General features: G+C 61.0%; 23 protein-coding genes. 14 read left to right on the top strand and 9 right to left on the bottom strand.

Going from position 1 to position 24,872, the window contains the following annotated elements; genetic code table 11:
- Positions 1-9: 9 nt before the first annotated feature.
- From J5M66_RS00410 to J5M66_RS00400, 3 genes are all read right to left on the bottom strand, one after another.
- Entirely contained in the window at positions 10-1,911 is a 1,902-nt protein-coding gene (locus J5M66_RS00410) for a PhoX family phosphatase (protein WP_123443822.1), read from the bottom strand.
- A gap of 69 nt (positions 1,912-1,980) precedes the next feature.
- On the bottom strand, positions 1,981-2,745 hold the full coding sequence (locus J5M66_RS00405; RefSeq protein ID WP_207807483.1) for a TOBE domain-containing protein: 765 nt from the start codon (positions 2,743-2,745) through the stop codon (positions 1,981-1,983).
- 91 nt (positions 2,746-2,836) lie between these two features.
- Positions 2,837-3,571: a ComF family protein gene (locus tag J5M66_RS00400; protein ID WP_207807482.1), complete on the bottom strand. Its 735-nt coding sequence runs from the start codon at positions 3,569-3,571 to the stop codon at positions 2,837-2,839.
- 91 nt (positions 3,572-3,662) lie between these two features.
- Between J5M66_RS00400 and bioB the strand changes: the two genes are divergently transcribed.
- The 10 genes from bioB (at position 3,663) to J5M66_RS00350 (ending at position 16,047) form a co-directional block, all read left to right on the top strand.
- Positions 3,663-4,718 (top strand): biotin synthase BioB, encoded by a 1,056-nt coding sequence (gene bioB, locus J5M66_RS00395; protein ID WP_016772860.1) that lies wholly within the window; start codon positions 3,663-3,665, stop codon positions 4,716-4,718.
- A gap of 160 nt (positions 4,719-4,878) precedes the next feature.
- Positions 4,879-6,057 (top strand): 8-amino-7-oxononanoate synthase, encoded by a 1,179-nt coding sequence (gene bioF / locus J5M66_RS00390; protein WP_207807481.1) that lies wholly within the window; start codon positions 4,879-4,881, stop codon positions 6,055-6,057.
- Positions 6,050-6,781, top strand: coding sequence for an alpha/beta fold hydrolase (locus J5M66_RS00385; protein ID WP_071173832.1), 732 nt, complete (start codon positions 6,050-6,052; stop codon positions 6,779-6,781). The genes bioF and J5M66_RS00385 overlap by 8 nt, the downstream gene beginning before the upstream one ends.
- Positions 6,774-7,583 carry a malonyl-ACP O-methyltransferase BioC gene (gene bioC, locus J5M66_RS00380; RefSeq protein ID WP_207807480.1) on the top strand — a complete coding sequence of 270 codons (810 nt, stop codon included), beginning with the start codon at positions 6,774-6,776 and terminating at the stop codon, positions 7,581-7,583. Before J5M66_RS00385 ends, bioC begins: the two co-directional genes overlap by 8 nt.
- Positions 7,580-8,260: a dethiobiotin synthase gene (gene bioD / locus J5M66_RS00375; RefSeq protein ID WP_016772864.1), complete on the top strand. Its 681-nt coding sequence runs from the start codon at positions 7,580-7,582 to the stop codon at positions 8,258-8,260. Before bioC ends, bioD begins: the two co-directional genes overlap by 4 nt.
- Before the next feature lie 108 nt (positions 8,261-8,368).
- Positions 8,369-8,665 (top strand): pyrroloquinoline quinone biosynthesis protein PqqE, encoded by a 297-nt coding sequence (locus J5M66_RS00370; protein WP_130927163.1) that lies wholly within the window; start codon positions 8,369-8,371, stop codon positions 8,663-8,665.
- Positions 8,666-8,939: 274 nt separating this feature from the next.
- Complete coding sequence (locus tag J5M66_RS00365) at positions 8,940-10,745, top strand: phenylacyl-CoA dehydrogenase (protein ID WP_024014564.1); 1,806 nt, start codon at positions 8,940-8,942, stop codon at positions 10,743-10,745.
- Between the two features lie 191 nt (positions 10,746-10,936).
- Positions 10,937-12,226: a GGDEF domain-containing protein gene (locus J5M66_RS00360; RefSeq protein WP_039757672.1), complete on the top strand. Its 1,290-nt coding sequence runs from the start codon at positions 10,937-10,939 to the stop codon at positions 12,224-12,226.
- A 90-nt stretch (positions 12,227-12,316) separates the two neighbouring features.
- A complete protein-coding gene (locus tag J5M66_RS00355; protein ID WP_123443826.1) occupies positions 12,317-14,113 on the top strand; it encodes an acyl-CoA dehydrogenase C-terminal domain-containing protein in 1,797 nt (598 codons plus the stop codon).
- Between the two features lie 155 nt (positions 14,114-14,268).
- Positions 14,269-16,047 carry an acyl-CoA dehydrogenase C-terminal domain-containing protein gene (locus J5M66_RS00350; protein ID WP_123443827.1) on the top strand — a complete coding sequence of 593 codons (1,779 nt, stop codon included), beginning with the start codon at positions 14,269-14,271 and terminating at the stop codon, positions 16,045-16,047.
- Positions 16,048-16,275: 228 nt separating this feature from the next.
- On the opposite strand, the gene J5M66_RS00345 is transcribed toward J5M66_RS00350, so the two are convergent.
- Positions 16,276-17,190, bottom strand: a complete 915-nt coding sequence (locus J5M66_RS00345) for a LysR family transcriptional regulator (RefSeq protein WP_123443828.1) — start codon at positions 17,188-17,190, stop codon at positions 16,276-16,278.
- 169 nt (positions 17,191-17,359) lie between these two features.
- Here J5M66_RS00345 and J5M66_RS00340 point away from each other — a divergent pair, with 169 nt between their 5' ends.
- From J5M66_RS00340 to J5M66_RS00325, 4 genes are all read left to right on the top strand, one after another.
- Positions 17,360-18,586: an aminotransferase class III-fold pyridoxal phosphate-dependent enzyme gene (locus tag J5M66_RS00340; protein WP_207807479.1), complete on the top strand. Its 1,227-nt coding sequence runs from the start codon at positions 17,360-17,362 to the stop codon at positions 18,584-18,586.
- 250 nt (positions 18,587-18,836) lie between these two features.
- Positions 18,837-19,193: a type II toxin-antitoxin system RelE/ParE family toxin gene (locus J5M66_RS00335; RefSeq protein ID WP_123443830.1), complete on the top strand. Its 357-nt coding sequence runs from the start codon at positions 18,837-18,839 to the stop codon at positions 19,191-19,193.
- Positions 19,186-19,506 (top strand): DNA-binding transcriptional regulator, encoded by a 321-nt coding sequence (locus tag J5M66_RS00330; protein WP_039757682.1) that lies wholly within the window; start codon positions 19,186-19,188, stop codon positions 19,504-19,506. Before J5M66_RS00335 ends, J5M66_RS00330 begins: the two co-directional genes overlap by 8 nt.
- Before the next feature lie 95 nt (positions 19,507-19,601).
- Positions 19,602-19,760, top strand: coding sequence for a YqaE/Pmp3 family membrane protein (locus J5M66_RS00325; RefSeq protein ID WP_003228885.1), 159 nt, complete (start codon positions 19,602-19,604; stop codon positions 19,758-19,760).
- A 113-nt stretch (positions 19,761-19,873) separates the two neighbouring features.
- Here the strand turns inward: J5M66_RS00325 and J5M66_RS00320 are convergent, their stop codons facing one another.
- From J5M66_RS00320 to pqqB, 5 genes are all read right to left on the bottom strand, one after another.
- Positions 19,874-21,673, bottom strand: a complete 1,800-nt coding sequence (locus tag J5M66_RS00320) for a S9 family peptidase (RefSeq protein ID WP_207807478.1) — start codon at positions 21,671-21,673, stop codon at positions 19,874-19,876.
- The gene (gene pqqE / locus J5M66_RS00315; RefSeq protein WP_280075023.1) at positions 21,639-22,799 is read right to left on the bottom strand and encodes a pyrroloquinoline quinone biosynthesis protein PqqE; all 1,161 of its coding nucleotides are present in this window, start codon (positions 22,797-22,799) and stop codon (positions 21,639-21,641) included. The genes J5M66_RS00320 and pqqE overlap by 35 nt, the downstream gene beginning before the upstream one ends.
- A complete protein-coding gene (gene pqqD, locus J5M66_RS00310; protein ID WP_136493063.1) occupies positions 22,771-23,046 on the bottom strand; it encodes a pyrroloquinoline quinone biosynthesis peptide chaperone PqqD in 276 nt (91 codons plus the stop codon). The genes pqqE and pqqD overlap by 29 nt, the downstream gene beginning before the upstream one ends.
- Positions 23,043-23,795, bottom strand: a complete 753-nt coding sequence (gene pqqC, locus J5M66_RS00305) for a pyrroloquinoline-quinone synthase PqqC (protein WP_039757691.1) — start codon at positions 23,793-23,795, stop codon at positions 23,043-23,045. Before pqqC ends, pqqD begins: the two co-directional genes overlap by 4 nt.
- A 139-nt stretch (positions 23,796-23,934) precedes the next feature.
- Positions 23,935-24,846, bottom strand: coding sequence for a pyrroloquinoline quinone biosynthesis protein PqqB (gene pqqB / locus J5M66_RS00300; RefSeq protein WP_207807477.1), 912 nt, complete (start codon positions 24,844-24,846; stop codon positions 23,935-23,937).
- Positions 24,847-24,872 lie beyond the last annotated feature (26 nt).

Below are 24,872 nucleotides of genomic sequence, written 5' to 3'. Positions count from 1 at the left end.
AGCGGATTATCAGGCGCCGACAACCCCGCCGTCTTCGCGAGTAATCGCCATCACCGAAGACCTTGGCTTGCCATTGGGCAGATGCTCGGGGAAGGTCGAACCGCCGTTCTCGCCGGGATGCTGAATCCCGACAAACAGGGTTTTCTGATCCGGCGAGAAGCTGATCCCGGTCACTTCGCAACCCACCGGCCCGACCATGAAACGGCGAATCTCACCGGTCGCAGGATCGGCGCAGAGCATCTGGTTGTTGCCCATCCCGGCGAAGTCGCCAGCGTTGCTCGAGTCGCCGTCGGTGAGAATCCACAGACGTCCGGCCTTGTCGAAACCCAGACCGTCGGGGCTGTTGAACATGTTCTGCGGGGTGATGTTGGATGAGCCGCCCTTCGGCGTCCCGGCATGCACGCCCGGGTTGCCCGCGACCACAAACAGATCCCAGGCAAACGTCTTCGAAGCGTGATCGTTGCGGTCGGTGCGCCAGCGCAGAATCTGCCCGTAGACGTTTTTCTCGCGCGGGTTCGGCCCGCCCACCGGTTGCCCGTCTTCGCCACGTTTGGCGTTGTTGGTCAGGGTGCAATAAACCTGGCCGTCCTTGGGGCTGACGACGATCCACTCCGGGCGGTCCATGCGTGTTGCGCCAACCACGCTGGCGGCAAGGCGCGCGTGGATCAGCACTTCGGCCTGATCGGCAAACCCGCTGCTGGCGTCGATGCCGTTCTTGCCGTGGGTCAGTTCGATCCACTGGCCCCGGCCTTTCGGGTGATCAGGGTTGCCGTCGCCGGCATCGAATTTGGCCACATATAACGTGCCGTGATCGAGGATGTCGCGGTTAGCCTTCTGATTGCGATGGTTGATGCGATCACGGCTGACGAATTTGTAAATGAACTCGCCACGCTCGTCATCGCCCATGTACACCACAGCGCGACCATCGTCGGTCTCGGCCAGTGCGGCGTTTTCATGTTTGAAGCGGCCCAGCGCGGTGCGTTTGACCGGAGTCGATTGCGGATCGAATGGGTCGATCTCGACCACCCAGCCGTGACGGTTGAGCTCATTGGGGTTCTTGGCCATGTCGAAGCGCGGGTCGTGCGGGTGCCAGTTGATGTCTTTGCTGCTGGCGACAACGCCGTAGCGCTTTTGCGCGGCATCGAACTGCTGCTGGGCGTTGCTGCTGCCGAAGCAGTCGGTGAAGTTTTCTTCGCAGGTCAGGTAGGTGCCCCACGGCGTCTTGCCGTTGGCGCAGTTCTGGAAGGTGCCGAGGACTTTTTTGCCGTGCTTGTCGGCGGCGGTTTTCATCAAGTCGTGGCCGCGGGCCGGACCGCTGATGCGCAGCGGCGAGTTGCCGTGGATGCGGCGGTTGTAGCGCGAGCCCTGGACGAATTGCCACTGGCCGTTCTTGCGCTGCACTTCGATCACCGACACGCCTTCGCAGGCCAATGCCTTGCGCACATCCTCAGCCGACTGCGGCATGCCGCCATGCGGATACAGGTAGCGATAGTTGGTGTATTCGTTGTTGATCGCCATCAGCGCGCGGTTCTTGTCGTCCGGGAAGGCGAACAGGCTCATGCCGTCGTTGTTGTCGCCGAACTGCACTTCCTGTGCGGCAGCGGTGCCGTTACCGCTCGGATCGAAGGCCGGGCCGTTCTTGTGTAGCGGCTGGCCCCAACTGATCAGCACCGAAGACTTGTAACCCTTGGGCAGGCTGATGGCGTCGGTGGTCGCCGCCGGAATGCTCTCGAAACCGAGCAGGCGGCTGTTGCCGGCGCTGACGCTGGCGGCCATGACGCTGCGGCTCAGCAGGTTGCCGCCGAGGAACATCGCCGCGCCGCACAAGGCACCGGCGCTGATGAAACCGCGACGGCTGAGGCCGACCATTTTTTCCAGATCAGTGGATTGGTTTTCTTCTAATAGGCTCACATCAGGCTCCCTGCTTGGTTATGGGCAACACCTTAATGCGGGTCGATGACGCTTTTGTGGCAAGACAAATCAGAGCGGCGTGCCGATCAGCACGTTGGACGGCGCGCATTGCACCTGCACCGCAGACCCCACGGCGAGTTGCTGGTTGCGCAAGTGCAGCGGTTCGGCCAAGGCGCAAAGTGTCTGGCCGTTGGGCAGGGAAATGCGCACCTCGCTGGGACCGTCCTCGGCATCGAGGATGGCTTCGATGGTGCCGCGCAGGACATTGTGTCCGGGCGTGGCCGGCTGATCGGAGCCGAGCAACTCAAGCCAGCCAGCCTTGATCAGCGCCATGACTTCGGTACCGACCTGCAATTCCAGATGCACGGTGCTGTCGTGGGTGATCTGTGCCTCCAGAGCAATGCCTTCTGCCAGTTCGAGGCGGATCAGATCGTTGCGCCCCTGCGGCTGAATGGCCGCGACCGTGCCATGCAGCTGATTGCGCGCGCTGGTCCTGAGCATCAGCCGCCCAAGCAGGTCGAGATCGCTGGCGTCCTCCGCCGCTTCCAGCACCTGCGCCTGCAACGCCTGCAATTTCTGATACAGGCGCAGCACCCGCTCGCCCTCGCTGGACAGTCTGGCGCCGCCACCACCCTTGCCACCCACCACGCGCTCGACCAAGGGTTTCTGCGCCAGGTTGTTCAACTCATCGATCGCATCCCATGCCGCCTTGTAACTGAGCCCCGCGCTTTTCGCCGCACGGGTGATCGAGCCCTGTTCGGCGATGTGTTGCAGCAGGGCAATGCGCTGCGGACGGCGGACAATGTGCTGGGAGAGCAGGGTGGGCAGGGACATGGCAGAACGCTTCTGGCTCGGGCGATGAGAGGGACGTTGGCCACTTGCAACGCGCGAGTCAAGCCGAACACACAACCTGTAGGAGTTGAGCTCAGGTACCGGGTTTCGGTGTACGAGCCAGGCAATACACATCAACCCGCGCCGCACCTGCATTCATCAACAACCGCGCCAGCGCTTGAGCGGTCGCGCCCGTGGTCAGAACATCATCCACCAGCGCCAGATGTCGGCCCTTAACCTGTGCATCAGGCGCCAGCGCAAAGGCACTGCGCAAGTTGCGTTTGCGCGCCTTGGCGTCGAGATCCTGTTGGGCATCGGTGTCCATGACTCGCCGCAGCACCTGTTCTTCACGCGGCAAATCCAGCGACACACTCAACCAGCGCGCGAGCATCGCCGCCTGATTGAATCCGCGCCGACGCAGGCGTTTATTCGCCAACGGCACTGGTAGCAACACATCGGGTCGCGGCAAGTCTTCGGCGAAGCGATGCTGCAGGTATTGGCCGAGAACGTCGGCGAGCAGGTGACCAAACGGCCATTTCGCGTTGTGTTTAAAGCGTGTAATCAGACTGTCCACGGGGAAGCCATAAACCCAGGGCACGGCGACCTGCTCGAAGGCCGGAGGCTCTAGCAGGCACTCGCCGCAAGTCAGGCCATCCGCCGCCAGTGGCAAAGCGCAGGTCTGGCAATGACTGCCGAGCCAGGGCAGCTCGGTTTCGCAGGCCTCGCACATTGGCATTTGTGCTTCTGCGGGCTCATCGCACAGCAAACAGGTCTGTACGTTTTTTAAACAGATGTAAACCTGTCCCTTGTATTGCGGTTGACAGCGCATCGCTCTTCCTTAAATATGCCGAACATCCGTGTAGCGCCTGTGGATATTCCATTTTCCCCGGCGCCAGCCAAGCATAACCAAGGAATTGCCCATGAGCGCGAGCACCACCGCCACCCTGCGTCACGATTGGTCTCTGGCAGAAGTCAAAGCACTCTTCGTACAGCCATTCAACGACTTGCTGTTCCAGGCGCAAACGGTGCACCGCGCACATTTCAACGCCAACCGCGTGCAGGTCTCGACACTGCTGTCGATCAAGACCGGTGCCTGCCCGGAAGACTGCAAGTATTGCCCGCAGTCCGGGCACTACAACACCGGGCTGGAAAAAGAAAAACTGATGGAAGTGCAGAAGGTCCTCGAAGAGGCGGCCCGCGCGAAAGCCATTGGTTCGACGCGTTTCTGCATGGGCGCGGCGTGGAAACATCCATCCGCCAAAGACATGCCGTATGTGTTGAAGATGGTTGAAGGGGTGAAAGCCCTAGGCCTGGAAACCTGCATGACTCTCGGCCGTCTCGATCAGGAGCAGACCGAAGCGCTGGCCAAGGCCGGTCTCGATTACTACAACCACAACCTCGACACCTCGCCGGAGTTCTACGGCAGCATCATCACCACCCGTACTTACAGCGAACGTCTGCAGACGCTGGCCTATGTACGCGAGTCGGGAATGAAAATCTGCTCCGGCGGCATTCTCGGCATGGGCGAATCGCTGGACGATCGCGCCAATCTGCTGATCCAGTTGGCCAACCTGCCGGAGCACCCGGAATCAGTGCCAATCAACATGCTGGTGAAAGTCGCCGGCACGCCGCTGGAAAACGCCGAAGACATCGACCCGTTCGACTTCATCCGCATGCTCGCCGTCGCGCGCATCCTCATGCCGCAATCCCACGTGCGTCTGTCCGCCGGTCGCGAAGCGATGAACGAGCAGATGCAGGCCCTGGCATTTTTCGCTGGCGCCAACTCGATTTTCTACGGCGACAAATTGCTCACCACCGCCAACCCGCAGGCGGACAAGGACATGCAATTGTTCGCGCGCCTCGGTATCCAGCCGGAAGCTCGCGAAGAGCATTCCGATGAGGTTCATCAGGCTGCGATTGAGCAGGCACTGGTGGAGCAGAAGAGTAGCGAGCAGTTCTACAACGCTGCGGTGTAATAAACCGCGCGGATTGCCCTGAAGGAATGCAAAACCCCTGTGGGAGCGGGCCTGCTCGCAAAAGCGGTTTGGCCGCCAACATCCCTGTTGGATGTGACGCCCATTCGCGAGCAGGCTCGCTCCCACAGGGGATCTGTGTCATTTGAAAATCGAGGCCTGCATGTCATTCGATCTCGCCGCACGCCTTGCTGCCCGCCGTGCCGACAACCTCTATCGGCAGCGCCCGCTGCTCGAATCGCCGCAAGGGCCGGAAGTGGTGGTGGACGGCCAGCCGCTGCTCGCTTTCTGCAACAACGACTATCTGGGCCTGGCCAATCATCCGCAGGTGATCGAAGCCTGGCGCGCCGGCGCTGAACGTTGGGGTGTCGGCGGTGGTGCGTCGCATCTGGTGATCGGCCACAGCAGCCCGCATCACGCGCTGGAAGAAGCACTCGCCGATCTGACCGGGCGCCCGCGTGCGCTACTGTTCACCACTGGCTATATGGCCAACCTCGGCGCGGTCACCGCGCTGGTCGGGCAGGGCGATACGGTGCTCGAAGACCGGCTCAATCACGCCTCGTTGCTGGACGCGGGCCTGTTGTCCGGCGCGCGTTTCAATCGCTATCTGCACAACGACGCCGAAAGCCTGGCCAAGCGCCTGGAGAAAGCCACCGGCAACACGCTGGTGGTCACCGATGGCGTATTCAGCATGGACGGTGACATCGCCGACCTGCCGGCGCTGGCCCGCGCGGCCAAGGCCAAAGGCGCGTGGCTGATGGTCGACGATGCCCACGGCTTCGGCCCATTGGGCGCCAACGGTGGCGGCATCGTCGAGCATTTCGGCCTGAGCCAGGACGATGTGCCGGTGCTGGTCGGGACCCTCGGCAAAGCCTTCGGCACCGCCGGGGCCTTTGTCGCCGGCAGCGAAGAGTTGATCGAAAGCCTGATCCAGTTCGCCCGCCCGTACATCTACACCACCAGCCAACCGCCGGCGCTGGCCTGCGCGACGCTGAAAAGCCTCGAGCTGCTGCGCAGCGAACACTGGCGCCGTGAACACTTGCAGATGCTGATTCGCCAGTTCCGCCACGGCGCCGAGCAGATCGGACTGGAGCTGATGGACAGCTTCACGCCGATCCAGCCGATCATGATCGGCGATGCCGGGCGCGCCGTGCGGTTGTCGCAGATGCTGCGCGAGCGCGGGCTGATGGTCACTGCGATTCGCCCACCGACCGTGCCGGCCGGCAGCGCGCGCCTTCGCGTGACGCTGACCGCCGCCCACAGCGAGGCGCAGGTGCAACTGTTGCTGGAAGGGTTAGCAGATTGTTTCGCCCGATTGTCATTGGAGCCAGGCCATGCGTAATCGTCTGATTCTGCTGCCCGGCTGGGGCCTCGGCGTGTCGCCGCTGGAACCGCTGGCCGCAGCATTGCGTGGCCTCGACGAACATCTGCAAGTCGAGATTGAACCGCTGCCGGAGCTGGACTCCGCTGACCTTGAAGACTGGCTCGAAGAGCTCGATGCGCGCATTCCACAGGAAGTCTGGCTCGGTGGCTGGTCGCTGGGCGGCATGCTCGCCTCTGAGTTGGCGGCACGACGCGGTGAGGCGTGCTGCGGGCTGCTCACGCTGGCAAGCAACCCTGCGTTTGTTGCTCATGAACAGTGGCCGAGCGCGATGCCCGGCGAGACTTTCGATGCGTTTCTTGCCGGTTGCCAGGCCGACCCGCGTACCACGCTTAAGCGCTTCGCGCTGTTATGCGCGCAAGGTTCACCAGACCCGCGTGGCTTGTCGCGCTTGCTGCTCGGTGGTGCACCGGCAGCCGCGCCGACTGCGCTGATGGCGGGTCTGGAGCTCCTTGCGCAACTGGACACACGCCAAGCGTTGCCGGGGTTTCGCGGCCCGCAGTTTCATCTGTTCGGCGGACAGGATGCGCTGGTCCCGGCGGAAGCGGCCGGCGCATTGTTCGCGCTGTTGCCGGATATCGAAATTGGTCTGATCGAACAGGCCAGCCATGCTTTTCTGCTGGAAGACCCGCATGGAGTCGCGGGCGCGATCCAGGCGTTTCTACATGAGTGCGCTGATGACTGATCTGTCCCTTGTGCTGCCTGGGGGCTTGCCCGACAAGCGCCAGGTGGCGGCGTCTTTTTCTCGTGCTGCGGCCAGTTACGACAGCGTCGCCGAGTTTCAGCGTGACGTCGGCACGCAGCTGCTTGAGCGTTTGCCTGGGAGTTTCATGCCGTCGCGGTGGCTCGATCTCGGTTGCGGCACCGGCTATTTCACCCGGGCGCTGGCCTCGCGTTTCACCCAGGGCAGCGGTGTCGCGCTGGACATTGCCGAGGGCATGCTCAATCACGCACGGCCGTTGGGTGGCGCTGAGCATTTCATTGCTGGCGATGCCGAACGGCTGCCGTTGCAGGAGGCGAGCGTCGATCTGATTTTCTCCAGCCTTGCAGTGCAGTGGTGCGCCGACTTCGAAACGGTGCTCAGCGAAGCTTTTCGCGTGCTTAAACCGGGCGGGATATTTGCGTTTGCTAGTCTGTGTACAGGGACGCTGTACGAATTGCGGGAGAGTTGGCAGCAGGTCGACGGGTTGGTGCACGTCAATCGCTTCCGCGAGTTCGCCCGCTATGAACAGTTATGTGCCGGCAGTGGCATGCGCATTTTGGCGCTGGAGAATCAGCCGCACGTGTTGCATTACCCGGATGTGCGCAGCCTGACTCACGAGCTGAAGGCGCTGGGCGCGCATAATCTGAATCCCGGGCGGCCGGGCGGTTTGACAGGACGGGCGCGGATTCTCGGGCTGATCGACGCGTATGAGCGCTTCCGTCAGGTGTCGGGGCTGCCGGCAACGTATCAGGTGGTGTACGCCGTGTTGGAGAAACCTCTATGAGCGCAGCCTATTTCATCACCGGTACCGACACCGATGTCGGCAAGACCACCGTCGCTGCCGGATTGCTCCATGCGGCGCGTTCGGCTGGCTTGAGCACGGCGGCAGGCAAACCGGTAGCATCGGGTTGCGACGTCACGCCCAAGGGCTTGCGTAATTCCGATGCCTTGGCGCTGCTGGCCGAATGTTCGTTGCCGCTGACATATCAACAGGTCAACCCGGTAGCGTTCGAGCCAGCGATCGCTCCGCATCTGGCGGCACGCGAAGCAGGTGTGGCGCTGACGGTGCAATCGCTGCTGGCGCCGATGCGCGGGATTCTGGCGATGAACGCCGACTTCACCCTGATCGAAGGCGCGGGCGGCTGGCGGGTGCCGTTGGCGGATCAGGACAATCTGTCGGACCTGGCGATTGCGCTGAAGCTGCCGGTGATTCTGGTGGTGGGCGTGAGGCTGGGGTGCATCAGTCATGCGTTGCTGACCGCCGAGGCGATTGCCCGCGACGGCCTGCAATTGGCGGGGTGGGTGGCCAATATTATCGATCCGAAAACTTCGCGGCTGGAGGAAAATCTGGCAACGTTGGCCGAGCGCATTCCCGCGCCGTGCCTGGGCCGGGTGCCGAAACTCAAGGCGTTGAGCGCCGAAGCGGTCGCCGAGCATCTGCAACTGGATTTGCTCGATTAAGTTTCTCGCTATGAACAGGCACTGTGCCATTAGTGTTTTTGACGGGTGTTTTGCTGGCGCGTCTGCTTCAATGGCGAGCATTGATCCTTTGCAGGGATGAGAGTGACTATGGAAATCTCCGGCAACACAGCTTTTTATGCGGGGTTGAGCTCGATTCAGTCCGGGCAGAACCGCGTCGATCAGGCGGCCAGCCAGATCGCCAACAACACCATCGAACGTTCGGTGACCAGCCAGTCGTCCGAAGTGCAGGTCAATCGCCTGCGCGGTGTGGATCGCGCACAAGAATCGGATCTGACGAGCAATATCGTCGAGCTGTCGCAGGGCAAGATCCAGGCAGAGCTGGGTGTGAAGGTGGCCAAGGCTTCCGACGAAGTGCTCGGGACGCTCATTGATACCTTTGCCTGAATGAGTTTGTTCTAGATACCGAAACGCCGCGCCCTGTCGCGGCGTTTTTCGTTTAAGTCCTTCTTGCTCAACTAATCTTTTTACAACGCCCGTGGCTTAAGTGAAGCCGCGGCGATTTCCAGTTTCCGGCATTTGAATAATGTGATGACGAACGGCAAAAGAACGATGCTTGACAAGATTTCGGCGTAAACGTATGTTTCAAACAACTGTTTGACCGTCACAACAACTCAACACGGTCGTTCATTCCCGGTTACATCAGCAGAGGTTTATCGCTATGCCTGACTACAAGGCCCCCTTGCGTGATATTCGCTTCGTTCGTGACGAACTGCTCGGCTACGAAGCGCACTATCAGAGCCTGCCAGCGTGCGCAGACGCCACGCCGGACATGGTTGACGCCATCCTCGAGGAAGGCGCCAAGTTTTGTGAGCAGGTACTGGCGCCGCTGAACCGCGTGGGCGACATCGAAGGTTGCACCTGGAGCGAGTCCGGCGTGAAAACCCCGACTGGCTTCAAAGAGGCGTACAAGCAATTCGTCGAAGGCGGCTGGCCAAGCCTGGCCCACGACGTTGAGCACGGCGGCCAAGGTCTGCCTGAGTCGCTGGGCCTGGCAGTGAGCGAAATGGTCGGCGAAGCCAACTGGTCGTGGGGCATGTACCCAGGCCTGTCGCACGGTGCGATGAACACCATCTCCGAGCACGGCACCCCTGAGCAGCAGGAAGCCTATCTGACCAAACTGGTCTCGGGCGAATGGACCGGCACCATGTGCCTGACCGAACCGCACTGCGGCACCGACCTGGGCATGCTGCGCACCAAGGCCGAGCCTCAGGCCGACGGTTCCTACAAAGTCTCCGGCACCAAGATCTTCATCTCGGCCGGCGAACACGACATGGCCGATAACATCGTCCACATCGTACTGGCGCGTCTGCCGGATGCTCCGGCTGGCACTAAAGGCATCTCGCTGTTCATCGTTCCAAAGTTCCTGCCAAACGCCGATGGCACCATTGGCGCGCGCAACGCAGTGAGCTGCGGTTCGTTGGAACACAAGATGGGCATCCACGGCAACGCTACCTGCGTGATGAACTTCGACGGCGCCACTGGTTACCTGATCGGCCCGGCGAACAAGGGTCTGAACTGCATGTTCACCTTTATGAACACCGCTCGCCTCGGTACCGCACTGCAAGGACTGGCTCACGCCGAAATCGGCTTCCAGGGCGGTCTGAAATACGCTCGTGATCGCCTGCAAATGCGCTCGCTGACTGGCCCGAAAGCGCCGGACAAAGCCGCTGACCCGATCATCGTCCACCCGGACGTGCGCCGCATGCTGTTGACCATGAAGGCGTTCGCCGAAGGCAACCGCGCGATGGTCTACTTCACCGCCAAGCAAGTCGACATCGTCAAATACGGCGTCGATGAAGAAGAGAAGAAGAAGGCCGACGCACTGCTGGCATTCATGACCCCGATCGCCAAAGCGTTCATGACCGAAGTCGGTTTCGAAGCCGCCAACCACGGCGTGCAGATCTACGGCGGCCACGGCTTCATCGCCGAGTGGGGCATGGAGCAGAACGTTCGCGACAGCCGCATCTCGATGCTGTACGAAGGCACCACCGGCATTCAGGCTCTGGACCTGCTCGGCCGTAAAGTGCTGATGACTCAAGGCGAAGCTCTGAAAGGCTTCACCAAGATCGTCCACAAGTTCTGCCAGACCAACGAAGGCAACGAAGCCGTTCAGGAATTCGTCGCGCCGCTGGCTGCACTGAACAAGGAATGGGGCGAGCTGACCATGAAGGTCGGTATGGCCGCCATGAAAGACCGCGAAGAAGTCGGCGCGGCCTCCGTGGACTACCTGATGTACTCCGGTTATGCCTGCCTTGCCTACTTCTGGGCTGACATGGCGCGTCTGGCTGCGGAAAAACTGGCTGCCGGCACCAGCGACGAGGCGTTCTACACCGCCAAGCTGCAAACCGCGCGCTTCTATTTCCAGCGCATCCTGCCGCGTACCCGTACGCACGTGGCCACTATGCTGTCGGGTGCTGGCAACCTGATGGACATGAAGGAAGAAGACTTCGCGCTGGGCTACTAAGCCTTAACGCAGTCTGACGAAAACCGCTGCTCCCGTTAGGGGGCAGCGGTTTTTTTGTTTGCGGATCGCTCAGATAGTCGAGCTTCCGGCCGTTACAGAGACCGTGTGTGATCTGGATCACATTGTATGGGCTTGGCCGCACTTTGCAGGCACAATGCCATCTCTTTGCTATGACGGGTCGGAGCTTACCCTTGCCGCGTTCTTCCGCTGTACGTTTCAGCCATTTCCTGCCATCACTGCTGTTATTGCTTGCGGGGCTGGCGGCTGCGTACGTCAAAGACCTCAGCGTATTCTTCACGTCGCTGTTCAACGTCCTGCCGACATTGGTTCTGCTCCTCGGTGGCGCGTATTGCGCGGTGTATCGACGTCAGCGCGAACTGTTTCTGATGCTCACGGTGTACATCGCCTACTTTCTGCTGGACACCCAGACAGATTTCTACCGCGACAACGGCAAGGTCCGCGAAGACGCTGCGGTGGTGTTTCATCTGGTCTGCCTGCTGCTGCCGTTGTTGTTCGGATTATTCGCCGCATGGCAGGAACGTACCCATCTGTTTCAGGACATGGTCGCGCGCTTTGCCGTGCTGCTGGCATTTGGCAGCGTGGCGCTGGGCCTGGAGCAAAGTTACCCACAGGCGCTGCTGTTGTGGCTGTCGGAGATCCGCTGGCCGGCGCTGCATGGGGCATGGATGAGCCTGATCCAGTTGTCCTATCCAGTGTTCATCTCGGCCTTCCTGCTCCTGGCCTGGCAATACTGGCGCAACCCGCGCCCGCTGCACGCGGCGCAACTGGTCGGCTTGCTCGGGGTGTTCTGGATGCTGCCGAAGACCTTCATTCTGCCGTTCACCCTGAACATCATGTGCAGCCAGGTGATGCTGATGATCGCCGCCGCCGTTGCGCATGAGGCCTATCAAATGGCCTTCCGCGACGAGCTCACCGGCCTGCCGGGACGACGTGCGCTCAACGAACGCATGCAGCGACTGGGGCGCAACTATGTCCTGGCGATGAGCGACGTCGATCACTTCAAGAAATTCAACGACACCCACGGCCACGATGTCGGTGATCAGGTGCTGCGCCTGGTCGCCAGCAAACTGTCGAAAATCAGCGGTGGCGGTAGGGCGTATCGCTACGGCGGTGAGGAATTTGCCTTGGTGTTCGCAGGCAAGACTCTTGAGGAGTGCATGCCGCACCTGGAAGTGATCCGTGAATCGATTGCGTCTTACAGCATTCAGTTACGCAACCAGGAAAACCGCCCGCAGGATGATCAGCAAGGTCGCCAGCGCCGCAGCGGTTCCGGGGCTTCGGCGGTGTCGGTGACGGTAAGTATCGGCGTCGCCGAACGTGTCGAGCAGCGCACTCCTGAAGAAGTGCTCAAGTCCGCCGACCAGGCGTTGTACAGCGCCAAGGGCGCCGGGCGTAACTGCGTCATGGCATTCGGGCAGAACCGCCGTGGCGCGGTGCGCATGGACGCTGCTGCGGGTTGAGTGATGACGGCGCATTCAGCGCCTGCACGATGATTGCCGCGCGTGGTGGCCAGCAGTAGGTTGGAGGAATCTGCTGACGGAGAAGCCACCATGCCCGACTACAAAGCTCCCCTGCGCGACATGCGCTTTCTGATCGATCACGTCTTCGACTTCCACTCCAGTTACGCCAGTCTCGGCGCGCATGACGCCAGCCCGGACATGATCAGCGCGATCCTCGAAGAAGGCGCGAAGTTTTGCGAGAACGTGCTGGCCCCGCTCAATCGCAGCGGCGATGAAGAGGGCTGCCATTTCGACAACGGCGTGGTGACAACGCCTACAGGCTTCAAGCAGGCCTTCGCACAATATGTCGAGGGCGGCTGGCACGGTTTGGCGGCTGATCCGGCTTACGGTGGCCAAGGGTTGCCGAGTTCGCTGGGACTGGTGATCAGCGAGATGGTCGGCTCCAGCAACACGTCCTGGGGCATGTACCCCGGCCTGACCCACGGCGCGATGTCGGCGATCCACGCCCACGGTACCGCCGAGCAGAAAGACACCTACCTGAGCAAACTCACCGCTGGCCAGTGGACCGGCACCATGTGCCTGACCGAAGCCCACTGCGGCACCGATCTGGGCATCATCAAGACTCGCGCGGTGCCCCGGGCCGACGGCAGCTACGCGATCACCGGCAGCAAGATTTTCATTTCCGCCGGCGAGCATGACCTGAGCGACAACATCATCCATCTGGTCCTGGCCAAGCTGCCGGACGCACCGGCCGGAACCAAGGGCATTTCCCTGTTTATCGTGCCCAAGTTCCTGCCCGATGCAGCAGGCGAAGCGGGAGAGCGCAATGGCGTTTCCTGTGGCTCGATCGAGCACAAGATGGGCATCAAGGCTTCAGCCACCTGCGTGCTGAACTTCGATGCCGCCACCGGTTACCTGATCGGCGAGCCGAACAAAGGCCTCAACTGCATGTTCACCATGATGAATCACGCGCGGCTCGGCACCGGCATGCAGGGGCTGTGTCTGGGCGAGGCGAGTTTTCAGGGTGCGATCAAGTACGCCAATGACCGCCTGCAGATGCGCGCGCTGACCGGCGCCAAGGCCCCGGAAAAACCTGCTGACCCGATCATCGTCCACCCCGATGTGCGGCGCATGTTGCTGACCATGAAAGCCTTCAACGAAGGCAACCGCGCGCTGACCTATTTCACCGCGCAGATGCTCGATGTCGCGCACCTGAGCAGTGACGCCGACGCGCGTCAGGAGGCCGAAGACCTGTTGGCGTTCCTCACGCCGATCTGCAAGGCGTTCATGACCGACACCGGGCTGGAAGTGACCAACCACGGTATGCAGGTGTTTGGCGGCCACGGTTTCATTCGCGAGTGGGGCATGGAGCAACTGGTGCGCGATTGCCGGATTGCGCCGATCTATGAGGGCACCAACGGCATTCAAGCGCTGGACCTGCTCGGGCGCAAGGTGCTGGGCAGTCAGGGCAAGCTATTGCGCGGTTTTACCAAAATCGTCCACAAGTTCTGCGCAGCGAACGCCGACCATGCGCAATTGGGCCGCTTCGTCGCGCAACTCAACGGGCTCAACCAACAGTGGGGCGACCTGACCATGAAGGTCGGCATGGCGGCCATGAAGAACCCGGACGAAGTCGGCGCCGCATCGGTGGATTACCTGATGTACAGCGGCTACATCATCCTGGGCTACCTGTGGCTGCGCATGGCGTTGGTTGCGCAGGCACAGCTGGAGGCGGGCGAGGGCGAGGCTGATTTCCTCAAGGGCAAACTGGCGACGTGCGAGTTCTACTTCAAGCGTTTGTTGCCGCGTACGGCTGCGCATCAGGCAGCGATCGAGGCGGGCAGTGATTGTTTGATGAATTTGCCGGCGGAGGCGTTTGCTTTGTAGGGCAGATCGAAAGATCGCGGCGATTTTTTTCTGGTGACTAAAAATAACAAATCAGTCACCGGTTGACCCTATGTGTCGCAAAAGTTGTTGAGGTACACTCGGGCTCAGAAAACATCATTCCACGAACCACCTGTTTAGATCTTGCGAGGTTTGCCATGGCTGACTACAAAGCGCCGCTGCGCGATATGCGCTTCGTCCTCAATGAAGTGTTCGAAGTCGCCAAACTCTGGGCCGAGCTGCCAGCGCTGGCCGAGACCGTCGACGCCGAAACCGTTGAAGCGATTCTCGAAGAGGCCGGCAAGGTCACCAGCAAAAGCATCGCGCCGCTGAGCCGTGCCGCTGACGAGGAAGGTTGCCGTTGGGCGGACGGTGCCGTCACCACCCCGGCCGGTTTCCCACAGGCCTATCAGACTTATGCCGAAGGCGGCTGGGTCGGCGTCGGCGGTGATCCGGCCTACGGCGGCATGGGCATGCCCAAAGCCGTGTCGGCGCAGGTCGAGGAAATGGTCAACTCCGCCAGCCTGGCGTTCGGTCTGTATCCGATGCTGACCGCCGGCGCCTGCCTGTCGATCAATGCCCACGCCAGTGAAGAACTGAAAGCTGCGTACCTGCCGAACATGTACGCCGGCATCTGGGCCGGTTCCATGTGCCTGACCGAGCCGCACGCCGGCACCGACCTGGGGATCATTCGCACCAAAGCCGAACCTCAGGCCGACGGTTCCTACAAGGTCAGCGGCACCAAGATCTTCATCACTGGCGGCGAGCACGACCTCACCGAGAACATCATTCATCTGGTACTGGCCAAGCTGCCTGATGCCCCGGCCGGTCCGAAAGGCATTTCGCTGTTCCTGGTGCCGAAGTTCATGGTCAATGCCGACGGCAGCCTAGGTGCGCGTAATCCGGCCAACTGCGGGTCCATCGAGCACAAGATGGGCATCCAGGCCTCGGCGACCTGCGTGATGAACTTCGACGAAGCCGTCGGCTATCTGGTCGGCGAGCCGAACAAAGGCCTGGCCGCGATGTTCACCATGATGAACTACGAGCGCCTGGGCGTTGGTATTCAAGGCCTGGCTACAGGCGAGCGCTCTTATCAGAACGCTGTTGAATATGCGCGCGATCGTCTGCAGAGCCGTTCGCCGACCGGCGCGCAGAACAAGGACAAAGTCGCTGACCCGATCATCGTCCACCCGGACGTGCGACGCATGCTGCTGACCATGAAAGCCTCGAACGAAGGCGGCCGTGCGTTCTCCACGTACGTGGCGATGCAACTGGACACCGCCAAGTTCAGCGAAGATGCGACCACCCGCAAGCGCGCAGAAGATCTGGTGGCGCTGCTGACGCCGGTAGCGAAAGCTTTCCTGACCGACCTGGGTCTTGAAACCACCGTCCACGGCCAGCAGATTTTCGGCGGCCACGGCTACATCCGCGAGTGGGGCCAGGAGCAACTGGTGCGTGACGTGCGCATCACCCAGATCTACGAAGGCACCAACGGCATTCAGGCGCTGGACCTGGTCGGGCGCAAGATCGTTGGCAGTGGCGGCGCGTTCTACCAGCTGTTCGCTGACGAGATTCGCCATTTCACCGCAACCGCCAGCGCCGATCTGGGCGAGTTCACCAAGCCGTTGAACGATGCCGTCGACACCCTCGACGAGCTGACCGCGTGGCTGCTGGATCGGGCGAAAAACAATCCGAACGAAATCGGCGCGGCCTCGGTCGAATATTTGCAAGCGTTCGGATACACCGCTTACGCCTACATGTGGGCGTTGATGGCCAAAGCCGCGCTGGGCAAGGAAGCGCAAGATGATTTCTATGCGAGCAAGCTGGGCACCGCACGCTTCTATTTCGCCCGTTTGCTGCCGCGTATCCACTCGTTGAGCGCGTCGGTCAAGGCCGGTAGCGAGTCGCTGTTCCTGCTGGATGCGGCACAGTTCTGATCCTGTAGACGTCATGTAAGCATTTGCTTACGTGACGTGCTGCTGTTCTCCCATATCCGTATATTGGATCCACGGCTACTCTACATTTCATGGACGTCGCGCAGGAAGCGCAAAGTAAACAACACGGACACGTAGGATTCTGCCAGGGTGGCGGAGTGAAATGGATGTCAGGGAAACAGTCTGCAAAGCCCCGCTTCGGCGGGGTTTTCTTTTGCCTGAAGAAAAGTTTCAGGCAAGCGGATCGAGAGCCGGCTTCATTTCGCGATCGATCACCTCTTCAAGCAATGTCCGCAGCAATACCAACGAGGCCTGCTGGCGTTGCACATCACGGCACACCAGGCCAACTTGCAACGGCACCCGTGGCTCGCTCAGCGGTTTCCACAGCAGATCTTCATCGTCGTATTCCTTTTGCGAACGTCCCGGCAGTACCGTCGCCAGCTTGGTATGCGGCAGGCTGTCGAGAATTCCCAACATATTGTTCAGCTCGGCCTGCACCTGCGGGCGTCGACCGAGGCTGGTCAGTTGTGCCTGCCAGATCTGCCGAATCTGGAACTCTTCGCCGAGCAGCAGCATTGGCAGTTCAGCAGCCTGGCGCATCGAGACTTTCTTGAACTCGCGCAAGGGATGGTCTGCCGGGATCACCAGCGTCAGTTCGTCTTCATACAGCAATACCCCGTGCAGACCGGGTTGGCGCGGCGGCAGATAGCTGATGCCGATGTCCAGCGAACCATTGAGCAGACGCCGTTCGATTTCCAGCCCCGTAAGTTCATAGATCTGCACCACCAGATGCGGCTGCGCCTTGCGCACACGCTCGAGCATTTGCGGCACAAGGCTGGTGTGCACCGTTTGCAGCACACCGATCGCCAGGGTGCGCAACGCCTGCCCCTTGAAATTACCCAACGCCTCGCGCGCCCGCTGCAAGCCATCGAGCAGCGGCAACGCGTGGTTGTACAGCGTGTGCGCAGCGAGGGTCGGCAGCAGGCGTTTACTGCTGCGTTCGAACAGGGTGACGTCGAGATTCTGCTCCAGCTGACGGATCTGTTGCGACAGCGCTGGTTGCGAGATCGAGAGGCGCTCAGCCGCACGGCCGACATGGCCTTCTTCGTAGACCGCGACGAAATAACGCAGTTGTTTGAAATCCATAAGTCGCGCTTATCGAAATGGCTGGGAAATCGAAATGGCCTGAACCCGTTTGCGCGCCTAGTCTAACCGCATTCACAAGGCTTGCAGGGCCAGAAAGCGTGACGAATTCCATTTGCTTCGTTCGTGATTACATAGGCAGTTCAAAAAACCTCAAGCGAGGTTTTTCTGCATGAATCTGTTCAGTTTGCGGCGCCAGACGCCGAGTCTGGATGACCTCTGCTTCGAGGCGGGGCCATCCGCTATGACCGACCATCTCAATGCCCAACGCCTGATGCCCAGTGTCGAGCGGCCGCATCAAGTGTTCGTTCGCGGCCAGGGTTCCTGGCTGTGGGACAGCAACGATCGCGCCTACCTCGACTTTTCCCAGGCCTGCGGCGCCAACAGCCTTGGCCACAGCCCCACGGCGCTGGTCAAAGCCATCGCCAATCAGGCCCAGGCGCTGATCAATCCCGGCTGCAATCTGCATAGTCGCGGCATGCTCAGCCTCGCCGAACGTCTGTGCGCCAGCACGTCCAGCGATCAGGCGTACCTGCTCAACAGTGGCAGCGAGGCTTGTGAGGCGGCGATCAAACTGGCGCGCAAATGGGGCCAACTGCATCGCGGTGGCGCTTCGCGGATCATCGTGGCGCAGCAGGGTTGCCATGGCCGCAGTCTGGCGACGGTCGATCGAGTGCCATTCAACGACCTGCCGGCGCTGCATGCGGCGGTTGATGCGCAGACCGTGGCAATCATGCTGGAGCCGATCCAGAGCGATGCCGGGGTTATTCCCGCGACCGAGCACTACCTCAAAGGGGTCGAGCGACTGTGTCGTGACCTAGGCATTCTGCTGATTCTCGACGAAGTGCAGACCGGCATCGGCCGTTGCGGCAGCTTGCTTGCCGAACAGTCCTACGGCATTCGCGCCGATATCGTCGTGCTCGGCAAAGGCCTTGGCGGCGGCTTGCCGCTGGCGGCCTTGCTGGCGCGAGGCAAGGCCTGCTGCTTCGCCACTGGCGAGCTGAGCGGCACCCATCACAGCAACGCCTTGATCACGGCGGCCGGTCTGGTAGTGCTCGACAGCATCCATGACCGCAGCTTCTTTCAGCAGGTCAACGACAACGGCCAGCACCTGCGCGAAGGCCTGGCGCGACTGGCCCACCGCTACGGCCACGGCGAGTTGCGCGGCCAAGGCCTGTTCCATGGGCTGACGCTGTCCAACGAATGCGCCGACGCCGTCGTCCATGCCGCACTGCACGAAGGCCTGATATTGAACGCCGCGCAGCCTGACTGCCTGCGCTTCACCCCCGCCCTCACTGTCAGCAAAGCGAACATCGACGAAATGCTCCTGCGCCTGGGCCGCGCCTTCTCGCGAGTGCGCACCGCCCAATTGCAATGCCGCAAGGGCATTGCCGTCTGAGCTGAGGTGCCCCAACCGATTACCCGAACCGTCTCGCGGTATAACGCACGCCCCACGCCTGATTCTTTTGGCGTGGGGCATTTTTTTGTGGCCGGGTTTTACAGACGGGATTTAGAGCTTGAGGAATCGTACCGCGGATGGTCTTTTAGAGAATACCAGCAAGGGATGCGGCTACGGGCTGATCGGTATCACCGAAAAAGCCGTTTTGCGATCTGTACCACTAGGTGGTATGTTTTTGGAAGGGATACCTATGCCATTGAGGCTGTTCAAGACCAGGCGCTTCGCCCTTCAGGCCAGCAGGGCGTGGATCACAGATGAAGAGTTGCAGGAGGCGTTTCACCAGATGCTTCAGGGACAGGCGGACGATCTTGGCGGAGGCGTGTGGAAGAAGCGCTTGAAGGCGAACCGCCACCGTTCGATTGTTTTGGCAAAAGGTGGACATTACTGGATCTACCAAGTGCTTTTCGCCAAGCAGGATCAAAGCAATATCACGCCAACAGAATTGAAGGATTTACGTAAATTGGCAAAGGTTTATGCGCAACTGACCGAAGCGCAGATCAGCGACTTGTTGGCGATGAAGGAGTTTGTGGAGATATGTCATGAGTAAGAAATTCAAAAGTGAAGTCTTTGAATCGATACACGAATCAGCCGGGGCGTTGCTTGCTGTCGGAGCAATCAACAAAGCAACGATGCGAGAATTCGATGACTCCTGTCTGGCATCGGTTCCCTTGGCGATCCCGGCTGAGGAGATCAAGGCGCTACGCGAGCGTAACAAGGTCAGCCAGCCGGTGTTTGCACGCTATCTCAACACCAGTGCATCCACGGTCAAACAATGGGAATCGGGTGACAAACATCCCAGCGGTATGGCGCTCAAACTACTGAGCATCGTACAAAAACACGGGTTGAAAATTCTCGCTTGAGCCTGACGCAGCTATTGCACTGAACCCTGACGAACGGCGCAGGTCGATTAGCTTGTATGGCTCAAGTGAGCCAACCCCCATTCAGGAGCTGCCCCATGGATTTCATTCGTATCATCATCGCTATTCTGTTGCCGCCACTGGGCGTGTTTCTGCAGGTCGGGTTTGGCGGGGCGTTCTGGTTGAACATTCTGCTGACGTTGTGCGGCTACATTCCGGGGATCGTGCACGCGGTGTATATCATCGCCAAGCGTTGAGTCCGGTAGCGTCTATTGGATAGCTTTCGCGAGCAGGCTCGCTCCCACATTGGATCTGTGGCCACAAGTCCTTTGTGGGAGCGAGCCTGCTCGCTAACGGGGCGACACGGTTTTCAGTCAACCAGCCCCATCACCCGCCGATAAAACGTCCACTCCTGCTCGAGTGCATGCGCCTGGTTAGCCGCGCGACGAAAGCCGTGGCGTTCGTCAGGGTAGTAATGCGCTTCGACCGGGATGCCGTTGTGCTCCAGCGCCGCGACCATGTCGCGGGTCTGTTGAGGCACGACCACCGCGTCCAGTTCACCCTGGAAGAAAATCACCGGCACGCGAATGTTATCGGCGTGCAGCAATGGCGTGCGGGCGGCATAGCGTTCGGCATCTCGCTCGGGATCGCCGATCAGCCAGTCCAGATAATCGCCCTCGAACTTGTGCGTGGCCCGTGCCAGCGCGACCGGATCGCTGACGCCATAGAGGCTGGCGCCTGCGCGGAAAACCTGCCTGAACGCCAGTGCGCACAGTGTGGTGTAACCACCTGCACTGCCACCGCGAATGAACGCGCGGTCACCATCGATCAGACCTTGGTCAGCGAGATAACTCACCACCGCGCAGGCATCCTCGACATCCACCTCGCCCCAGCGCAGATGCAGCGCTTGCCGATATTCGCGACCATAGCCACTGCTGCCGCGATAGTTGAGGTCGGCGACGGCAAAGCCGCGCTGCGTCCAGTACTGGATGCGCGGATCGAGGATCGGATAGCACGCCGACGTCGGGCCGCCGTGGATGAACACCACCAGCGGCGGTTTCGCTTCACCGCTCATGGCCGGGTAAAAGAAACCGTGCGCCTCGCCGGAGCCGCTCGGATAACGCAAGGTCTGCGGACGGCTGATGCGTTCGGCGGGCAATGGAGCCACGCCGCCAGCGAGGATTTTCGCTGCATGCGAGACACGATCAATGGCAATCACTGCTGACGGGCTCACCGGCGTTGCGGCAATGCAATAGATGAACTGTTGATCCATCGCCAGGTGGCGGAAGCGGCTGTAGTCGCCGCTGAAATCTTCATCGCCAAGGGCCAGGCGACCGAAACCATCCTCGCTCCAGCTGGCTAAGAATTGATCACCGACAGGCAGCCACGTGCAGCCGCCCAGTTGCCAGGGCGCAGGCGCGTGATCGGCCTGGGCACTCGGTAGCGCGTGCAAGCCATCGGGCGTTTCGACCCACGGCTGCCAGAAGCCGCCACGATCTGTCATACAGTAGAGCCGGCCGTCGGCGTCGAAACGCGGCTGCTGGATCGACTCCTCAATCTGCTCGCCGGCAATACAACGAGGCGCAGAAAAATCACCTTCCGCAATCATCAACCGCGTCGAGGTCCACGGCTGATGCGGTCGGCTCCACTCGATCCATGCCAACCGCTGGCCGTCCGGGCTCAGCGTTGGCGACGCGTAGAAATCAGCACCTTCGGCCAGCACCTTGCGCGTGCCGGTCGCCAGATCAATCGCCACCAGGCGATGTCGATCCTGCTGCTCTTCGACCGCCAACACCCGGCCAGCGGCGAATTGCAGATCGCCGTAGCGGCAGTCAGTCGACGTCAGCGCGACCGGCTCGCCATCCAGCGCCTGCCAATACATCTGCTGATCCGCTTCATTGACGAAAACCACCCCGTCAGGCGTCAGACAAAACGCGCCACCGCCATATTCGTACACGCGGCTACGCACGCTGAAGCCGTCCGGCGTCAGACGTTTCGCCATGCCATCGCGCCAATGCCAGATTCTGCACGCGGCGTCCTCGGGGCGATATTCATTCCAGAACACACCATGGGCGCCGAGCTGCAGTTCGGCGAAGTCGGTTCCGGCGGCGACGGCCTGGGCGGCGCTGAAAGGCTCAGCCCTTGGCGATGAGGCGTGAGTTTCGTTCATTGCGAAAGGCCAATTGGTCGATGGTTTGAGTGGCGGTCTCGGCTTCTTCGCGGGCCTTGAGGATCACGCCATGATGTTCGGACTTGCTGCACACCGGGTCGGCGTTGCTGGCGTCGCCGGTGAGCATGAACGCCTGGCAGCGGCAGCCGCCGAAGTCTTTTTCTTTCTCGTCGCAAGAGCGGCACGGCTCGGGCATCCAGTCGTAACCGCGAAAACGGTTGAAGCCGAACGAGTCATACCAGATGTGCTGCATGCTGTGCTCGCGCACGTTGGGAAACTGCACAGGCATCTGGCGGGCACCATGGCAGGGCAGGGCGGTGCCGTCCGGGGTGACGGTCAGGAAGATGCTGCCCCAGCCGTTCATGCAGGCTTTCGGGCGTTCTTCGTAATAGTCCGGAGTGACGAAAATCAGCTTGCACGGATGCCCTTCGGCTTCCAGCCTGGCCCGGTATTCGTTGGTGATGCGTTCGGCGCGCACCAGTTGCTCCCTGGTCGGCAGCAGGCCAACACGGTTGAGCTGCGCCCAGCCGTAGAACTGGCAAGTGGCGAGTTCGACGAAGTCAGCCTCCAGCGCAATGCACAGTTCGATAATGCGGTCGATCTTGTCGATGTTGTGCCGATGGGTGACGAAGTTCAGCACCATCGGATAGCCGTGGGCCTTCACTGCGCGAGCCATTTCCAGCTTTTGCGCAAAGGCCTTTTTCGAGCCCGCGAGCAGGTTGTTCACTTGCTCGTCGCTGGCCTGAAAACTGATCTGGATGTGATCAAGCCCGGCCTTTTTGAAGTCGCTGATTTTCTGCTCGGTCAGGCCAATGCCGGAGGTGATCAGGTTGGTGTAGAAACCCAACTGCCGCGCTTCACGGATAAGTTCGGCCAAGTCCTGACGCACCAGCGGTTCGCCGCCGGAAAAGCCCAATTGCGCCGCGCCCATCTCCCGCGCTTCGCGGAACACCTTGATCCATTGCTCGGTGGTCAGCTCTTTGCCCTGCTCGGCGAAATCCAGCGGATTGGAGCAGTACGGGCATTGCAGCGGGCAGCGGTAGGTCAGCTCGGCGAGCAGCCACAGCGGCAGGCCGACTTGCGGTTTGGCCGGCAGATCAGTCAAGGGTGAGCCAGTGTTGCTCACGGGCAACCTCCATGAATTGCTCGACGTCGTCACCGAGCTCGGGCACGCCGGGGAACTGCTTGTCGAGTTCGGCAATGATTGCCGCGACATCGCGTTCGCCATCAATCAGGCCGCCAATCAGCGCGGCCGTTTCGTTGAGCTTGATCATGCCTTCCGGGTACAGCAACACATGGCCCTTTTGCGCCGGTTCGTACTGGAAGCGATAGCCCGGGCGCCAGCTCGGCACTTTGCTGCGGTCGAAACTCATAAGATGATTCCTTTATGCCAGACCCGTTGTTCGGTCACGCTGTGATACGGCGGACGGTTCAGTTCATAGGCCATGCTCATGGCATCGAGCATGCTCCAAAGAATGTCCAGTTTGAACTGGAGAATTTCCAGCATGCGCTCCTGGCCTTCGCGGGTCTTGTAGTGCTCAAGGGTGATCGCCAGCCCATGCTCGACGTCACGCCGCGCCTGACCGAGACGGGTGCGGAAGTATTCGTAACCGGCCGGGTCGATCCACGGGTAATGCTGCGGCCAGCTGTCGAGGCGCGACTGGTGGATCTGCGGCGCGAACAGTTCGGTCAGCGAGCTGCTGGCGGCCTCCTGCCAACTGGCGCGACGGGCGAAGTTGACGTAGGCATCGACAGCGAAACGCACGCCGGGCAGCACCAGCTCCTGAGAACGCAATTGGTCTGGGTCGAGGCCAACAGCCTGGCCCAGACGCAGCCAGGCTTCGATGCCGCCATCTTCACCGGGCGCGCCGTCGTGGTCGAGCAGGCGCTGAATCCACTCGCGGCGGATTTCCCGATCCGGGCAATTGGCGAGGATCGCTGCGTCCTTCAGGGGAATGTTTACCTGATAGTAGAAGCGGTTGGCGACCCAGCCTTGAATCTGCTCGCGGGTCGCACGGCCTTCGTACATCGCCACGTGGTAAGGGTGGTAGATGTGGTAGTAGGCGCCCTTGGCGCGCAGGGCCGCTTCGAATTCGGCGGGGGACAGCGGGGTGTCGGTCATGTCTGTTCTCCGGGAACAACCCTGGAAATCTCTGGTGTCTGTGCTGGCCTCTTTGCGAGCAGGCTCGCTCCCACAGTTGATCGCATTCCATTGTAGGAGTGAGCCTGCTCGCAATAGACCGCGCAGCGGTCTCGATTGCTTAAAGCACGATACTCATGCCATCAAACGCTACTTCAACGTCACGCCGCGCCAGTTCGGCACGCTCCGGGGAATCCTCGTCGAGGATCGGGTTGGTGTTGTTGATGTGGATAAGTACCTTGCGCTGCTCGGGCAACTGCTCCAGCACTTCGAGCATGCCGCCGGGGCCGTTCTGTGCCAGGTGGCCCATCTCGCGACCGGTGCGGGTGCCGACGCCACGGCGCTGCATTTCATCGTCATCCCACAGCGTGCCGTCGACCAGCAGGCAATCGCTGTCCGCCATGATTTCCAGCAACGGCGCATCGACCTTGCCCAGTCCCGGCGCGTAGAACAGCTTGCCGCCGGTGCTGAGGTCTTCAACGATCAAACCGATGTTGTCGCCCGGATGCGGATCGAAACGGTGCGGCGAATACGGCGGCGCGGCGCTGCGCAACGGTAACGGTGTGAAACGCAGGTTCGGGCAGGCCGCTACGGTGAAGCTCTGGTCGAGCTCGATACGGTTCCAGTCCAGCCCGCCATTCCAGTGGGTGAGCATTTTGAACAAGGGAAAACCGGTGCTCAGGTCTTCGTGAACCATGTCCGTGCACCAGACCTGATGCGGGCAGCCTTCGCGCAGGCTGAGCAGGCCGGTGGTGTGGTCGATCTGGCTGTCCATCAGGATGATCGCGCTGATGCCGGTGTCGCGCAGGGCGCGGCCTGGTTGCATCGGGGCGAAGCTTTGCAGTTGCGCGCGGATGTCCGGCGAGGCATTGCACAGCACCCAGTTCACGCCGTCATCGGAAATGGCGATGGACGATTGGGTGCGGGCCTTGGCGTTCAGGCTGCCGTCGCGAAAGCCTGCGCAATTGACGCAGTTGCAGTTCCACTGCGGAAAACCGCCACCGGCGGCCGAACCCAGAATCTGGACGAACATGAACGCTCCATCATTTCAACGCGGAA

The organism is Pseudomonas sp. 67(2021) (assembly GCF_017491835.1).
Taxonomy (GTDB): Bacteria; Pseudomonadota; Gammaproteobacteria; order Pseudomonadales; family Pseudomonadaceae; genus Aquipseudomonas; species Aquipseudomonas atacamensis.
The sequence above is the reverse complement of the archived record's forward strand: the minus strand, read 5'-3'. Positions and strand labels throughout refer to the sequence as shown.

Coding starts and splice junctions, on each gene's coding strand:
- pqqD (WP_136493063.1), bottom strand. CDS start 23,046: ATGAGTTTCGACCGCAGCAAAGTGCCGAGCTGGCGCCCGGGCTATCGC.
- J5M66_RS00340 (WP_207807479.1), top strand. CDS start 17,360: ATGAATCTGTTCAGTTTGCGGCGCCAGACGCCGAGTCTGGATGACCTC.
- pqqB (WP_207807477.1), bottom strand. CDS start 24,846: ATGTTCGTCCAGATTCTGGGTTCGGCCGCCGGTGGCGGTTTTCCGCAG.
- J5M66_RS00350 (WP_123443827.1), top strand. CDS start 14,269: ATGGCTGACTACAAAGCGCCGCTGCGCGATATGCGCTTCGTCCTCAAT.
- J5M66_RS00345 (WP_123443828.1), bottom strand. CDS start 17,190: ATGGATTTCAAACAACTGCGTTATTTCGTCGCGGTCTACGAAGAAGGC.
- J5M66_RS00335 (WP_123443830.1), top strand. CDS start 18,837: ATGCCATTGAGGCTGTTCAAGACCAGGCGCTTCGCCCTTCAGGCCAGC.
- pqqC (WP_039757691.1), bottom strand. CDS start 23,795: ATGACCGACACCCCGCTGTCCCCCGCCGAATTCGAAGCGGCCCTGCGC.
- J5M66_RS00400 (WP_207807482.1), bottom strand. CDS start 3,571: ATGCGCTGTCAACCGCAATACAAGGGACAGGTTTACATCTGTTTAAAA.
- J5M66_RS00325 (WP_003228885.1), top strand. CDS start 19,602: ATGGATTTCATTCGTATCATCATCGCTATTCTGTTGCCGCCACTGGGC.
- bioD (WP_016772864.1), top strand. CDS start 7,580: ATGAGCGCAGCCTATTTCATCACCGGTACCGACACCGATGTCGGCAAG.
- bioB (WP_016772860.1), top strand. CDS start 3,663: ATGAGCGCGAGCACCACCGCCACCCTGCGTCACGATTGGTCTCTGGCA.
- J5M66_RS00330 (WP_039757682.1), top strand. CDS start 19,186: ATGAGTAAGAAATTCAAAAGTGAAGTCTTTGAATCGATACACGAATCA.
- J5M66_RS00385 (WP_071173832.1), top strand. CDS start 6,050: ATGCGTAATCGTCTGATTCTGCTGCCCGGCTGGGGCCTCGGCGTGTCG.
- J5M66_RS00370 (WP_130927163.1), top strand. CDS start 8,369: ATGGAAATCTCCGGCAACACAGCTTTTTATGCGGGGTTGAGCTCGATT.
- J5M66_RS00320 (WP_207807478.1), bottom strand. CDS start 21,673: ATGAACGAAACTCACGCCTCATCGCCAAGGGCTGAGCCTTTCAGCGCC.
- J5M66_RS00355 (WP_123443826.1), top strand. CDS start 12,317: ATGCCCGACTACAAAGCTCCCCTGCGCGACATGCGCTTTCTGATCGAT.
- J5M66_RS00365 (WP_024014564.1), top strand. CDS start 8,940: ATGCCTGACTACAAGGCCCCCTTGCGTGATATTCGCTTCGTTCGTGAC.
- J5M66_RS00405 (WP_207807483.1), bottom strand. CDS start 2,745: ATGTCCCTGCCCACCCTGCTCTCCCAGCACATTGTCCGCCGTCCGCAG.
- bioF (WP_207807481.1), top strand. CDS start 4,879: ATGTCATTCGATCTCGCCGCACGCCTTGCTGCCCGCCGTGCCGACAAC.
- bioC (WP_207807480.1), top strand. CDS start 6,774: ATGACTGATCTGTCCCTTGTGCTGCCTGGGGGCTTGCCCGACAAGCGC.